Here is a 13556-nt window from a genome sequence, read left to right as displayed (position 1 = left end):
CTGTTGCGACAGAGGGGAATACCTGTGGCTTATAAAATAACGTAAACCAGCTCTAAGAGAGAAATCTTGAAAAGGACAGACTCGTTGCAACAAAGTCGTTGTTGGTTATTCGTTATTGGGGAGGGATGAAAGTTAGAGAGTTTGGGAGTTTGGGAGTTAGAAAGTTTAGGAGTTAGAAAGGTAGAGAGGTATAATTTGTAGGGGTTGAAGATTTTCAACCCTTTATACAAATGGCGGATAGAAAGTCTTTTGCTCCTGCCACCATTGCCTCTCCTAAAAGAAAAGGCCTGTCAGGGGACAGGCCTCGGGGAGAAGATTCTAAAATGCTGATTCACACAAATAATCAAAAACATCATTTTAATCACACGAATCAGCGGTTCAGACAACAGTACACCTTAGGCGGCTGCTCTAAAGGACTGGTCGTTAGCTGCCAGCAGCGGCTCTACCTTCTCTCTCAGCCTGTCGGTTACAAAAGAAGGTTGCAGGTGCTCCGGTAGCTGCGCTACAAAAGCCTGGTACTGCTGCAGCCCCATGGCCTGCGCCACATAGCATTCGTGTACGCCGTTGAGGTAGCTCACGATCTGGACCAGCGACTCGTGGAACAGCCTGAAATCTATGTCCGACTCCACAAACCGCTCTATCTCCCGCTGGCTTGCCGAAATGCGTAGACGCGCCAGCAAATCGAAGATGGTGGTATAGCCCACGCGCCATGTTAGCTGCTGCCAGTGCTGCGGTCCGAATTTCTGCAGTATTTCACCGGTGCGACTGCTCCGGATGGCGGTGGCTGGGTTTGCCTGCACCTGTTGCCTTACCGTTCTGGCTTTGATGCGGCGGGTGGTGCGCAGGAACTGGCCTATCTGCGATTGTGCTTCCAGTTCTTTTTCCGCTAACTGCAGCCCTGGTTTGTAGTGTGCCAGTGGCAGGCGGTGCACCTTAAAATCGTCGTAATGGCCAGAGGCGTAAAAGCCAATTGCCCGCGGATATGCACTTTTCACGACCAATCTGCCTGCTTCGCGCAGTACCAACGCCTCTGCCTCGGTTTTAATGTCGCGGGTATACAGGAAGGCCTGTAAGCCGGCAAATACTGTGTAGTAGGCCTGCGGGAATGTCCAGTGCAGGGCGTAGCGCATATAGGCTTCGTCGCCCAGCGTGGCGGTGGCGCGTAAGGCATACTCAGTGCTCCAGCTTTTCAGCAGCAGTTGCTTAATAGCCTCTGCATCCTGTTCGGAAAGCTCAGGTGGTGTTGCCCTGAAATAAGGAAGCGAGCTTAAACCGCTATCGTCGAAGTGCTCCAGGTGGTGCGCAATGGCAAAAAAATAATTCAGAAACACCTGTGCCGGAATTGACTTCTGCCATTCCTTATCCTCCGGTTTCTGCGCTTCGGGGTATATCGAAATAATGTTGTTTTCTTCTTTCTCCTTCATATAATTAGAACAATTTTTAAGGTGCAGGAGTTGCAGAAAGAGCTGTAAATATAGATGTTTTAGTAAACTAAAGTTTTTGATAATCAATAACTTGAAATTTATTCGAGAAGTTTTTTTCCTGTCGGCCTGGAGCTGGAACAGCGGCAGCACACGATGCTTTTTTGGTAGCTGCCGGGCAGGAAATAATAAGCTGCTGCATCCGGTAAAACATCTGCCCGGAAAGCAGGGTATGTAGGGTATAGCTTTAAAAAATGGTTACTATGGACATCAGTTACATCATCAATGCGTTGGGTGAGGATAGAGCGTTGTACTTTAATGCCGTGTCGCCCCCGATTCTGCAGACAAGCAATTTTGCCTCCGATACGGTAGCAGACATGCGTCAGAAGCTGACCCAGGAGGCGGAGGCGACCCTGTATACACGGGGCAACAACCCAACCGTAACGATACTGGAGAAGAAGATTGCGGCGCTGGAGGGGGCGGAGCATGCCATTGCCTTCGGGAGCGGTATGGGAGCCGTGTCGGCGGCGGTGCTTTCGCAGGTGCAGGCAGGCGACCATGTGGTGAGCGTTCGGAAACCCTACACCTGGACCAATGCCCTGATGCGCCGCTTCCTGCCCCGCTTTGGCGTAGAAGTAACCATGGTAGACGGTACCAACCCGGAGCATTTCAGGCAGGCCCTCAAACCAAACACAAAAGTTATTTACCTGGAAAGCCCCAATTCCTTCACGTTCGACCTGCAGGACATTCCTGCCATCGTCTCCATGGCCAAAGCGCATAACCTGGTTACCATTATCGACAACAGTTTTGCCACGCCCATCAACCAGAAGCCGCTGGAACTGGGCGTGGACCTGGTGGTGCATTCGGCTACCAAGTACATTGGCGGCCATTCCGATGTGATGGGTGGTATCGTGTGCGGCTCCAGGGAGATGATCAATAAAATTTTCGGCTCTGAGTTTATGGTGCTGGGGGCTGTGCTCTCCCCGCACGATGCCTGGCTGCTGCTGCGGGGCCTGCGTACGCTGCCCCTCCGGATGGAGCGGGTGGCGGAGACGACGCGGCAGGTGGTGGCTTACCTGGAGCAGCACCCGAAGGTGGAGCGCGTACATTTCCCGTTTCTGCCGTCGCACCCGCAGTATGAGCTGGCAAAAAAGCAACTGCGCAACAACACCGGCCAGTTTTCTATCCTGCTCAAAACGCAGGAGATGGAGCAGGTAGAGCTGTTCTGCAACACGCTGGAGCATTTCCTGATGGCGGCTTCCTGGGGCGGGCACGAGTCGCTTATCTACCCGATTGCTGCTGCTTATTCGCCGGGCAGGCTGAAGCCAAAACTGCCTTTTAACCTGGTGCGGTTTTACATCGGGCTGGAAGATGCTGCTTACCTGATAAAGGACCTGGAGAATGCCTTTGATAAAATGGCAACGGGTTGATAGAGTGTGTGTTGCGTACGCGTTTAAAAGTCTGCTGCCGCTGCCACCACAGCCTCTGCTCTTTTTTTCTGTTAGGTTTAGAGGAGCAGAGGCTGTGGTGGCAGCTGCAGCAGAACAAAAAGGCATAAAAAAAGCCGGCAATACTACCGGCTCCTTTTATGTATGTGCATTTTGATTGTTACTATTTCATATCCTGGATGATGGCCACCGCTTCTTCTATGTAAACATCTTTACTGATGCCCTTGATGAAGTCTTTGTTCCTGGCCATTTTGATCGTGTCGGAATTAATGGTACGCAGATCGGCTGCAAGGCGCTCCACATCCAGCACCGGCACTTCTTTCTGGGCTTCCTCAAATCGTTTTGCTTCCGCTTCCGCTTTTTTCTCCTCTTCCAGGTAGGTGGTGTACTTGAGCGAGCGGGTGGTATTGTCTGATAAGCGCTTCAGGCGCTGCGCGCTTTCCTCGATAAGGCTAAAGCTCTTGTTCTGTGCAATGCGCTTTTTGCTGTTGGCCTGGATATTGGCAAAGTTGATCTTGCTGCTGGTCCATGGCTTATACTTGGCAGGCGCAATTTCATCAAACGGCAACGGGTAATCCTGCTCTTTCTCGCCCATTTCCAGGTAGCTGTAGGCATCCGGAAGCACCACATCCGGCTTCACACCGCGCAACTGCGTAGTGCCGCCGTTAATACGGTAGAACTTCTGGGTAGTAAGTTTCAGCGATCCAAACGGTTTAAACGCATTGAACTGCGAAGGCAGCATCTCGTCCAGCTCAAAGAACTGCTGCACGGTGCCTTTACCGTAGCTTGGGCTACCTACAATTACAGCGCGTTTGTAGTCCTGCATGGCCGCTGCCAGAATTTCGGAAGCGGAAGCACTGTTTCCGTTGATCAGGATAACAAGCGGACCGTCATACTGTACCTGCGGATCACGGTCGTCGAGCACAGCTGACTGGCCGGAGGCAGCTTTCACCTGTACCACAGGACCTTGTTCGATAAACAGGCCAGCCATTTCGATGGCGTCAGAAAGTGAACCACCGCCGTTGTTGCGCAGGTCAAGCACCAGGCCTTTAATGCCGGCAGCTTTCAGCTTCTCGACTTCGCGTTTTACGTCGGCGCCACTGTTGCGGCCGCTCTTACGGTTAAAGTCGGCATAGAAGCCCGGAAGGTTGATATAACCCACCTTCTGCGGACCATCGATAACAGCAGACTGTGCAAAGCCATCTTCTATAATGATCAGGTCTCTTACAATAGGAATAATTTTCGTGCTGCCGTCGGGCTTTCTTACCGTCAGGCGTACTTCAGTACCTTTCTTGCCCCTGATCAGCTGGATGGCATCGTCCAGGCGCATGCCTTCCACCAGCACCGGCTCGTCGTCGGCCTGCGCTACTTTTACAATAGCATCGCCGGGTTTCAGTTCTCCCTGCAGGTGCGACGGGCTGCCCGGTACAATCTCCATCACTTTTATCTGTCCGTCTTTTTCCTGCAGCGAAGCACCAATGCCTTCCAGGGCGCCGGAGAACTCAATATCAAAGTTCTTCTTCATTTTAGGAAGCAGGTAGTTCGTGTGCGGATCGTACACGTTGGTAATGGCGTTGATATAGGTGGCACGTCTTTCTTCACGTTCCATGCGGCCCAGGCGTTTGTACAGCTCCTCATAAGATTTCAGCACGTTTTTGCGGGCTTCTTCTTCCAACTGCTCAAAAGTTTTCTTTTCTGCCTTTGCATCGCTTTTCAGGGCCGCTTCCTGCCGTTCCTGCAGGTTTGAAATCTGTACCAGGGTCTGGTATTTTAACTGTTTCCGCCATGCATCTTTCAGTTCTGATTTGTTTTTAGCGAACTGCAGCTTTTTACCATCCAGCTCAATGGTTTCCTCTACATTGTAGTCGAATGGCTTGTCCAGAATTTCCTTGAAATACGCTTCAGATTCTTTGGTGCGCTGCTCTATCAGGTCGGCGGCGGCATCAAAAATTTCGTAGCTGCCAGCTTTCAGCTGGTCATCTATCTGTGTTTCGTACTTGCGCAGCAATGCCACATCCGACTCTAGCAACAGCTTTTTGTTGTAGTCGAGGCGTTGGAGATAAAGATTGAAAACCTTTTTCGAAAAGTTATCATCCAGCTTTTCAGGATGGAAATGCCCGGTATTGAGGCCCTGCATCAGGGCTTTTATAAGAATTTCGCTTTTCCCCTCCGGTACACGGTTTTTATTATAAAGTATAAAGGAGGCTGTCAGGAGTATTACTGCAAATACCGACAGCACTATTTTAAATCTGGTTGTCAAGGATAACATCTATTTAATTTAGTTGAACCAATAAGTAATACGCAAAAGTAATGCCGTAGATTTCGCTTACCGGTTAGTATTACTTTAACCTGTAAGGTATACAATTGTTATGAAACAACAAAGTGCCGGCTCTGCTGATTTTTTGTTGTGTCCGGCTTACGTTCCTTCGTATGTTTTTAGTATAACTGTTGCGTTGGCTTTTTCGTTTCCTTAGCGGTAAACAATAGATTATTCTTTGAAGAATTTTAATAGAAGGTGCATCGGGTAAATGGCAACGGGCGGTAGGGAGGCTAACCAGGACGTTGTCTCCGGAAGCTGATCATGAAAACCTGGCTGTGTGCCCGGGGCGATGCCGGACGTGCAGGAGTCTGTTAAAATAACCCGGAGGGGAGGAACATGAAAACAATTCTTTTTTTTGGTGACAGCCTGACTGCAGGCTATGGATTGCAGGCTCCGAACGCCTATCCTTCCATTATTCAGAAGCGGTTGCAGGAGGAGGGGTATACTGAATATAAAGTAATTAATGCCGGCATGAGCGGCGATACCACAGCAGGTGGCGTGCACAGGGTGGAGCGCTGGCTGGACCAGCCGGTATCCATTTTTGTGCTGGCCTTGGGAGCAAATGATGGCCTGCGCGGGATACCTGCCCGCGAAACATCGCAGAACCTGCAGGAAATTATAGATAAGGTGAAGCGGAGGTGGCCGGAGGTGCAAATTATTCTTTCGGGTATGGAAATACCGGATATCGTGCCCGGACGTTACGCCGCCGAATTTCGGGTGATCTTCCGGGAACTGGCTTTAAAGAACAATATTCCGCTGATTCCCTTTTTACTTGAGGGCGTAGTAGGCATGCGGCACCTGAACCTGCCGGATGGGGTGCATCCGAATGCAGAGGGGCAGAAGCTGCTGGCAAACCATACCTGGGCTGTACTGAAAGATGTGCTGTAAAAAAGTGAAGGCGGAGCAGCAATGTTGCTTCGCCTCACCTGCAATGCAGTTTACCTACTGCTAAGCGCCTCTGTTTTTGAGGTCCAGCCTGTAAGCCATGGCATTGGCCATTTGTGCATGTTTTTCTTTTAGCGTATTTACTGCCCAGAGTTCAAAACTGTTCGCCTCAATTTTCTTCCCTTTGCGCTCCTTTTTAAGTTTCAGCACATCGTTAAACTCATCAATGGCATCTTTATGGGCGCGGATGGTGGCATCCCAGTATTCCATGTCAAACTCGCCCGGCTCTGTGTCCCGGAGTTTCTGTAAATGCTTTTGCTGTTTATCGGTAAGGCTTTGGGGCAGGGTTATGCTTTCAGAATCTGCATAATCTTTTAGCTCCTGTTTTTTGGTAGTGTAAACATCTACCATCAGTTGTGCATACTGTTTAACGTCATCGGTTTTGCCTCGTTCCAGTGCCAGCTTAGCGAGCTCCAGCTGCATTAAACCGGCGTTGGCTGCTTCCGGAATCAGTCTTTTCTTCTTTTCAGGGAGCGAAACGGTGTCTCCTGCTATGGCAGTTATCTCTCCGTCTGCAGCTTCCTGCCCGCTATTTGAGTCGCACGAAAAAATGGTAAGCGAGCTTAAGAGAAAACAGGTAACTATTAAAATATTTTTCATAGTGATATATGTTTGGTGAGTGGTCATTTTTCTAGCATACGAAACTGTAAAAATTTGTTTGCCAAAGTGCCCTCAGTTGCTCAGAACGGTCTATAAAATGGTTTTAAAGTGACATTAAAGCTGAATTTAAGTCTGCTGCACCCGCCACCATAGCCGCTGCTCCTTAACCAGGAAAGGCAATAAGGAGCACAGGTGAAAAAGAAAAGGCCTGGCTTCCTTTTTTCACGAAAGCCAGGCCTTTTCAGACTGTTTATTCTATCTATGTTGTACATCTAGTAATAAATGTGCTCGCCCCGAACACTGTGGAAATGCTTCTCAAAATAGCGGGCATCCTCTGCTGAATGTGGTCTGAAGGCCAATACAATATTACCTTCCCGGATACCGGATTCGTACACTTTAGCACGTTCTTCGGGTATGCCGGCTCCCACCAGTGCCCCGATCAGGCCACCAGCCAAACCACCGGCGCCAGCTCCTGCCAGACCGGCAGCTAACGGACCAGCTACCACAAGGCCTAAGCCCGGAATGGCAACCGAAGTACCAATGGCAGCAATGGCGCCCACTATGGCACCCAATGTACCACCAATAGCCGAGCCGGCTCCCGTACCTTCCAGCGATTTATTTCCCATTTCTGTTTCCACCTTGTCGTGGCCGAAGTGGCGCTTTCTGGTATCGTCAGACATCACCACATTAATTTCGTCTTTGTCATATCCGCGGGCACGAAGTTCTGAATATGCGCGTTCTGCACTTTCCCTGTCGGTGAACATGGCAGTCATCATGCCGTCTTTATCTCTGTAATCTGTCATAATTTTATTTCTTAGTTTTAATCTGAGTTGTTAATATATGATTTGGTAATAAAGCTAAACGACTTCTAAAAGTTATAGTTGCAAAGGAGGATACATTTTGAATTGGATCATCCTGCTGCTGGTATAGTTTAGGAAATCGTTCATTCTTTTACTTGTTGTAAGGGCCGATCACCTCAGTGGGCGTAACAATAGCATCAACTACATGGATAACACCATTCGACGCTTCTATGTTGTCTTTAACCACTGTTGCGCCGCCAATCGTGATCGTCTGGTTGTTTACTGTGATCGGTACAATTCTGCCGTCTTCCAGCGTAATGCGCTGGCTGCTGTTAAACTGGGCAGAACTTACTTCCGAAGGCAGAATATGCGCGTTAAGCAAATCAATCAGCTCCACTCGGTTTTCCGGTTTCAACAGATATTCCAGTTTTCCTGCCGGTAACGCAGCAAAGGCCTCGTTAGTTGGCGCAAACAACGTGAAGGAGCGGTCTCCGGCTTCCAGTGCAGCCATCATACCGGTTGTGCGCAACAATTCCACGAAGGTAGACAGGTTGCTGCTGGTTCCGGCCAGCGCCAGGAGGTTATACGATTCGGTGTTCTCGATCTCCTCAAACATATCGTGATACGGGATTTCGTCTGTTAGTACTAGACCACCGCTCCTGGTTTCCGCCTCATACTGCACCTGGAAGTCGCCTTCCATTGGTTCTGTTACAGCTACTGATTCGGTCTCCGTCATGGTTGTGGTATCCATTGCTGTAGTTCCCGTCTGGTTGTCGGAACTGGCACAGCTGAATAAGGTAACACTAAATACAGCTGCCGCTGCTATTGGGTTTATTATTCTCTTTTTCATAGCTCATGTTATTAGGTAACAAATACTACACGCCCCGCTTCGTTTCAGGTGCTGATGTAAAGGAGCAGCCCTGTGGCAGGGGGTGATGTTATTATTAAACTGGTTTTTACGGAAAAATGTTATCCGGAATGGTATTAAAAATGGATAGGTTGATTTTAGAGTAGCTTGTTTTACTTCTTGTTGTATTCGTTTTGCTTGTAAAATAGCCTGTTTTGCTGATGGATTAATTGCCGAATTACTTTCCTGGTTAATTTAAATAATTAACATTTTTTTTAATTAGTGCAAAAATAAAGGTGAGATGAAAGGTGTTGGTGCTGCCAGCCTACAGTTGGGTTTTCTGCTGCAGTCGGAGGCGTGGATTTAGAAATAAAACAGAAGCCCCTTTCATGGTGAGAAGGGCTTCTGAGTTATGAATAAGCTGGTTATTTCGCTTCCTTGTAAGGATTAACGGGTTGAACAACAGCATCAACTACATGGATAACGCCGTTAGAAGCGTTTACATCAGGTTTTACAATTGTTGCACCCCCAACATTAACTTGGCGGGAACCGTCGTCTGAAACTTTAACCGGGATGTACAAGGTGTGTCCGAACTGGATTTGCTGGTTATCGGTGAATTGTGCAGCCGCTACAGGCTCCACTAACATATGTGCCTGAAGTAATCTTATCAGCTGGTTTCGGTGCTCCGGTTTTCGTAACTCCTCCAGCATACCGGCAGGCATGGCGTCAAAGGCCGCATTGGTGGGCGCAAAAATAGTGAACGAGCGTCCTGTATACTCTTCCAGCGCCGTTATCATGTCTGCTTCGTCGAGCAGTTCTACAAACGTGGAGAGTTCGCTGCTTTTTTTAGCCAACTCCAGGAAGGTGTAATCTGCTGTGTTCGCAACATCGGAAAACATGTTTTCATACGTGCCGGCTTCTGCCGGTGCCAGACCTGCACTTCGTGTTTCCGCCTCAAACCTGGTCATAAACTCTGCCTGTTCGTCTATCATCTCACCTTCGCTTACAGGTGTAACGGCCGTAACCGATTCATCCAAGGTGCTTTCGGAGGCAGTGGTGCAGCCGAATAAGGTGAAAGAAAATACAGCTGCCGCTGCTATTGTGTTTAATATATTCGTTTTCATAGCTTCAGTTTTAGGTAAAACAAATGATGCATCCGCAGCAAGAATAAGCTTCGGATGTTATTTATCTATTAAACTGATATGAAAAGAAAATGTTATGAAAATTGTACTATAGGAGGGGGAGGAGAAGGGTTAAGCTGTTGCTGTTGCCTAACCCTTTTTAGTTGTTTGCTGCTTAATTATATACTTTTACCACAAAAACATAGTCTTTTAGCTTTTTGAGCTGCTGCGGCCTGTTGTGGCCCGATAAACTGTTATATTTTGGTGAAGTCAACAGTTTGAAGTTGTCGGTAGCCGGTAGTTCGGATATCACTTTAAGTAGATATGCTGACTTAACGGCAAAGGCGGCGCCTTCCTGGCCTGCCTGTTTGCCACTGATAATCCCGATCAGGTTGCCCTTGTCGTCGAGGAGCGGACCGCCGCTGTTGCCTGGGTTTAGCGGTATGGAGATCTGGTAAGCGGTAGTGTCGCCTTCGAAGCCGGAGGCAGAGCTAAGCGAGCCTTCCCCGAAAACAATATCTTCGCGCGGATAGCCCAGCGTAAACACTTTTTCGCCCAAATCCGACTCATCTGTTTTAAACGTGTAAGGCAGTTTGCCAAAACCCTCAAAAGAAGGATCTTCGATTCTGAGGATAGCTAGGTCGTGTACTTTGTCGCGGTATACTTCGGTAACTTTATACTTCAGTCCGGCCTTGTTTTCTACCATCACAGAATCGGCGCCGGCTATTACGTGCGAGTTGGTAACCAGGTAGCCGTCGGAGCTGATGGCAAAACCGGTGCCACTGAAACGGGCCGGGCGTGGCGCAACTTTTTCGGGTTCCGGATTAAGGATGCCGTTGATGAGCGCACGCTGCTCCTGTTTGATCTTCTCGACCTCACGGCGAAGCTCCACATAGCGCGCCGACTGCTGCTGCACGGGCTCTTTTAGCTGCTGCACGCTCCAGAGGGTGCCAAACACCGACAGCAACGATACACTGGCTGCCACGGCTACTGTCTGCATATGCTTTTTCCAGAAAACCTGCCACATGGCCGGCGTTGCAGGCGCAGGGGTTACAGCTACAGGAGCGGCCTCTGCTTCCATGGAACGGTGGATGTTATTCAGCTTTTGTTTAAGTGACTGCCGCTGCCCATACTGCTGTATTGCCTGAAGCAGTTGTTTATGCTCACGTACCTTGGTGGCAAGTCGTGGATCTGTCTGGAGCAGCGCCTCGAAGGCGGCTTTCTCCTCTGCAGGCATTCCACCACCCAGGTATCGCTCTATTTGTTCATAAATGCGGTTATCAATCATCTTTTATTTTTCTAAAACGTTCCGGAGCGGTAACGCCAATCTATATTTCGGGTTTGTACGTGGCAAAAAACATCTTCTTTAAACGCTGCAGGCACTTGTACTTCTGGTTCTTAGCTGTGTCGGAATTGGTGTAGCCAAACTTCTCGGTTATTTCCTGCATGTTCTGCATGTTCAGGTAATAATCTTCGAGCAAAGAACGGCACGGTTCGCCTAGTTGTGCCAGTGCTTCAGCCATGATGCCAAACTGCCGCTCATTTTCTTCGTGCTGCTGCACGTCTTCTTCCATGGGCAGGTACTCTTCGGCATCGTTCATTTTTACGGCATAGCGGCCTTTCTCCGCCAGCCTTTTCAGCCATAGCCGCCTGCACACAGAGTACAGGTAGGTTTTAATCTGGCAACTCAGCTCCAGGCTATTGTCTTTTATCTTCTCATAAAAAACAATCACGCCTTCCTGGTAAATGTCTTTTGCTTCGTCGTCGGTGCCGCTGTTGCTCATAATGAAATGAGAAATCATCGGGAAGTAGAGTTTGTACATGTACGCAAGAGCCCTTTCGTCGTCTTCACGAATGCCCCTGATTATCGCCTCATCCGTCCCATACAAACTGTTCTTCATTCCGTTCTAGTTTTAATACTGAAAAGCGTGTTTTGTAACCCAAAAAAAATAAATAAAAAAAAATAAAAAAAGCCGGGTTACCTTTTGGAGTCTCCTGTATAAAGGTCAAAATCGAAACCAAAATACTTTATTTAACAACACAAGATGAAAAATTTATTTAAAATCGCTTTCGTTGCTCTTGCTTTAACTACTTTCACTGCTTGCGGAAACGAAGAAGCTGCTACTGAAACTGAAGTAACTGAGACTGAAGTTACTGAAACTGAAGTTCCTGCTGAAACTGAAGAAGTTGTAGTTGATTCTGCTGCTACTGAAGTTCCTGCTGACACTACTGTTTCTGTACAGTAATTAATACCTGAACTACAACTCTGCGTTTATAGTTCTAAAAAGCACACAAAAACGGTCCTGTACTTTAAGTAGTGCAGGACCGTTTTTATTTTGTAAACCCGGTAGTTTAAGCCACTGCCGGGTTTGCTGTTTTTCCCCGGAATTGTTGCCGGTTTGGCTGCTATAAAGCAGCAGCGGCTGTGGTGGCAGGTGCAGAAAACTTTCCGAGTAAAACTTCTTTTATTTATTTACCCCTTTGCCTGTTTGCGCCGTTCTATTTCTTTTTTGATGAGGGTAAGCTCGCGGCTGCTCTGGCCGGCGATGGCAGTGTTTTCTTCGGCACGGCGGATGAGGTAGGGAATTACTTTTTCCACGGGGCCATAGGGTACGTATTTGGCAACATGGTAACCTGCCCGCGCCAGGTTAAACGAGAGGTTATCGCTCATGCCGTAGAGCTGGGCAAAATAAACCCGCTCGTCGGCTGGTGCTATTTTATGCTTTTCCATCAGTTGCAGGAGCAGGTAATTGCTTTGCTCGTTGTGTGAGCCGGAGCAGAGGGCAATGTGGTCGAGGTGTTCGGTGCAGAAGCGAAGTGCCGCGTCAAAAAGCTGGTCTGTTTCTGCTTTTGTGCTGTTGATGGGGCTGGGGTAACCTTTTTCCTGTGCCCGTTCCCGCTCTTTCTCCATGTAAGCGCCCCGCACCAGCTTAACCCCCAGGTGGTAATTTCCGCTCAACGCATTTTCGTAATCCCGTTGGAGCACCTGCAGGCGGTCGTGGCGGTAGAACTGGTAGGTGTTGTAGACGATGACTTTTTGCTGGTTGTAGCGCTCCATCATGGCGTAAGCCAGGTTGTCGATGGTGTCCTGAAGCCAGCTTTCTTCGGCATCGATTAAAATGCGCACGTTGCTGCTGTGGGCGTGCCTGCACAAGTCATTCACCCGGTCGCGGCCGCGCTCAAAGGCAGCACGCTCATCGGCCGACAGCTCCTTGCCCTGCTGTACCTTCTCCAGTAAACTGACCGGCACCAGACCCGTTGTTTTAAAAACTGCAAACGGAAGGTGCGGGTGATCTTTGGCCTTGCCGATGGTGCGGAGAATTTCGTCGCGGGTGGCGTCGAAGCTTTGTTCTGTACCTGCGCCTTCTACCGAATAATCCAAGATGGTGCCGGTGTTGTTTGCTGCCAGTTCCCGGATCGTTTTGTCAACATCCGACAGGCATTCCCCGCCGCAGAAATGGTCGAAAATGGTTGGCTTTAAGACAAACCTGACCGGCAGGTGAAGCCTCTGTGCAAAATGTAAAAACCTTTCACCAGTTTTCACTAGCGTGGTGCTGTTCATCGCTGTAAACAGGGCATACATTTTATATAGCTCAGCATCTGTTCTGGTTGAAAAAGCAACAGCAGTATTGTCGAAGGATACGGGTGGTGCAACTGTGGCCATAGGTGTAGTGAACAATTGGGAAGCCTGCTGCCGGAACCTCTTCCAAAATATTTTTTCTAGCGAACAGGCTGCAGGCTGGTGAGAATTATACGTCTGGCGAGAGTAAAAGGTAGCTTATAGCAGCAGAGGGTGTGGTGGCAGCGGCAGCAAATGTCTTAACCACTGATTTGTGTGATTTTTATGATTAGCAGGATTAAAAGTGATTGTTATAGCTTCCCATCCTTTTTTTATGTTTATCAGTTAAATCAATAAAATCACATAAATCAGTGGTCAAGACAAAGGTGCTGCTGTTGCGGTGGCATTTTTTGGCTATTTCAGACGGACGTCTGGCTGCGAAGTATAGCCGCAAAGTGTAATTCAATTAATTTTGCTTTCTGATTTGTCTGCTTT

At 48.6% G+C, this 13556-nt stretch carries 12 protein-coding genes; 3 read left to right on the top strand and 9 right to left on the bottom strand.

Features of this window, described 5'->3' with window-relative positions:
• Positions 1-395: 395 nt before the first annotated feature.
• Positions 396-1424, bottom strand: coding sequence for a hypothetical protein (locus tag DCW36_RS10745; RefSeq protein WP_114784168.1), 1029 nt, complete (start codon positions 1422-1424; stop codon positions 396-398).
• A 260-nt stretch (positions 1425-1684) separates the two neighbouring features.
• On the opposite strand from DCW36_RS10745, the gene DCW36_RS10740 reads away from it, so the two are divergent.
• Complete coding sequence (locus tag DCW36_RS10740) at positions 1685-2851, top strand: trans-sulfuration enzyme family protein (protein WP_114784166.1); 1167 nt, start codon at positions 1685-1687, stop codon at positions 2849-2851.
• Between the two features lie 181 nt (positions 2852-3032).
• On the opposite strand, the gene DCW36_RS10735 is transcribed toward DCW36_RS10740, so the two are convergent.
• Complete coding sequence (locus DCW36_RS10735; protein ID WP_114784164.1) at positions 3033-5138, bottom strand: carboxy terminal-processing peptidase; 2106 nt, start codon at positions 5136-5138, stop codon at positions 3033-3035.
• Positions 5139-5525: 387 nt separating this feature from the next.
• Here DCW36_RS10735 and DCW36_RS10730 point away from each other — a divergent pair, with 387 nt between their 5' ends.
• Entirely contained in the window at positions 5526-6077 is a 552-nt protein-coding gene (locus DCW36_RS10730) for an arylesterase (RefSeq protein WP_114784162.1), read from the top strand.
• A gap of 60 nt (positions 6078-6137) precedes the next feature.
• Here DCW36_RS10730 and DCW36_RS10725 read toward each other — a convergent pair whose 3' ends face one another.
• The 6 genes from DCW36_RS10725 to DCW36_RS10700 form a co-directional block, all read right to left on the bottom strand.
• Positions 6138-6734: a DUF4142 domain-containing protein gene (locus tag DCW36_RS10725; protein WP_164891103.1), complete on the bottom strand. Its 597-nt coding sequence runs from the start codon at positions 6732-6734 to the stop codon at positions 6138-6140.
• Positions 6735-7006: 272 nt separating this feature from the next.
• Positions 7007-7537, bottom strand: coding sequence for a hypothetical protein (locus DCW36_RS10720; RefSeq protein ID WP_114784158.1), 531 nt, complete (start codon positions 7535-7537; stop codon positions 7007-7009).
• 148 nt (positions 7538-7685) lie between these two features.
• Positions 7686-8384 (bottom strand): fasciclin domain-containing protein, encoded by a 699-nt coding sequence (locus tag DCW36_RS10715; protein WP_114784156.1) that lies wholly within the window; start codon positions 8382-8384, stop codon positions 7686-7688.
• A gap of 422 nt (positions 8385-8806) precedes the next feature.
• A complete protein-coding gene (locus DCW36_RS10710) occupies positions 8807-9505 on the bottom strand; it encodes a fasciclin domain-containing protein (protein ID WP_114784154.1) in 699 nt (232 codons plus the stop codon).
• 172 nt (positions 9506-9677) lie between these two features.
• Positions 9678-10790, bottom strand: coding sequence for a S1C family serine protease (locus DCW36_RS10705; protein WP_114784152.1), 1113 nt, complete (start codon positions 10788-10790; stop codon positions 9678-9680).
• 40 nt (positions 10791-10830) lie between these two features.
• Positions 10831-11403, bottom strand: a complete 573-nt coding sequence (locus DCW36_RS10700) for an RNA polymerase sigma factor (RefSeq protein WP_114784150.1) — start codon at positions 11401-11403, stop codon at positions 10831-10833.
• Positions 11404-11547: 144 nt separating this feature from the next.
• Here DCW36_RS10700 and DCW36_RS10695 point away from each other — a divergent pair, with 144 nt between their 5' ends.
• Positions 11548-11748, top strand: coding sequence for a hypothetical protein (locus tag DCW36_RS10695; protein WP_114784148.1), 201 nt, complete (start codon positions 11548-11550; stop codon positions 11746-11748).
• 227 nt (positions 11749-11975) lie between these two features.
• Here DCW36_RS10695 and DCW36_RS10690 read toward each other — a convergent pair whose 3' ends face one another.
• Entirely contained in the window at positions 11976-13166 is a 1191-nt protein-coding gene (locus DCW36_RS10690; RefSeq protein WP_114784146.1) for a proline dehydrogenase family protein, read from the bottom strand.
• Between the last annotated feature and the right edge of the window lie 390 nt (positions 13167-13556).

The organism is Botryobacter ruber (genome assembly GCF_003347595.2).
Classification (GTDB): Bacteria; Bacteroidota; Bacteroidia; order Cytophagales; family Hymenobacteraceae; genus Pontibacter; species Pontibacter ruber_A.
This window is presented reverse-complemented; position numbering and strand designations above follow the sequence as displayed.

Coding starts and splice junctions, on each gene's coding strand:
- DCW36_RS10745 (WP_114784168.1), bottom strand. CDS start 1,424: ATGAAGGAGAAAGAAGAAAACAACATTATTTCGATATACCCCGAAGCG.
- DCW36_RS10740 (WP_114784166.1), top strand. CDS start 1,685: ATGGACATCAGTTACATCATCAATGCGTTGGGTGAGGATAGAGCGTTG.
- DCW36_RS10735 (WP_114784164.1), bottom strand. CDS start 5,138: ATGTTATCCTTGACAACCAGATTTAAAATAGTGCTGTCGGTATTTGCA.
- DCW36_RS10730 (WP_114784162.1), top strand. CDS start 5,526: ATGAAAACAATTCTTTTTTTTGGTGACAGCCTGACTGCAGGCTATGGA.
- DCW36_RS10725 (WP_164891103.1), bottom strand. CDS start 6,734: ATGAAAAATATTTTAATAGTTACCTGTTTTCTCTTAAGCTCGCTTACC.
- DCW36_RS10720 (WP_114784158.1), bottom strand. CDS start 7,537: ATGACAGATTACAGAGATAAAGACGGCATGATGACTGCCATGTTCACC.
- DCW36_RS10715 (WP_114784156.1), bottom strand. CDS start 8,384: ATGAAAAAGAGAATAATAAACCCAATAGCAGCGGCAGCTGTATTTAGT.
- DCW36_RS10710 (WP_114784154.1), bottom strand. CDS start 9,505: ATGAAAACGAATATATTAAACACAATAGCAGCGGCAGCTGTATTTTCT.
- DCW36_RS10705 (WP_114784152.1), bottom strand. CDS start 10,790: ATGATTGATAACCGCATTTATGAACAAATAGAGCGATACCTGGGTGGT.
- DCW36_RS10700 (WP_114784150.1), bottom strand. CDS start 11,403: ATGAAGAACAGTTTGTATGGGACGGATGAGGCGATAATCAGGGGCATT.
- DCW36_RS10695 (WP_114784148.1), top strand. CDS start 11,548: ATGAAAAATTTATTTAAAATCGCTTTCGTTGCTCTTGCTTTAACTACT.
- DCW36_RS10690 (WP_114784146.1), bottom strand. CDS start 13,166: ATGGCCACAGTTGCACCACCCGTATCCTTCGACAATACTGCTGTTGCT.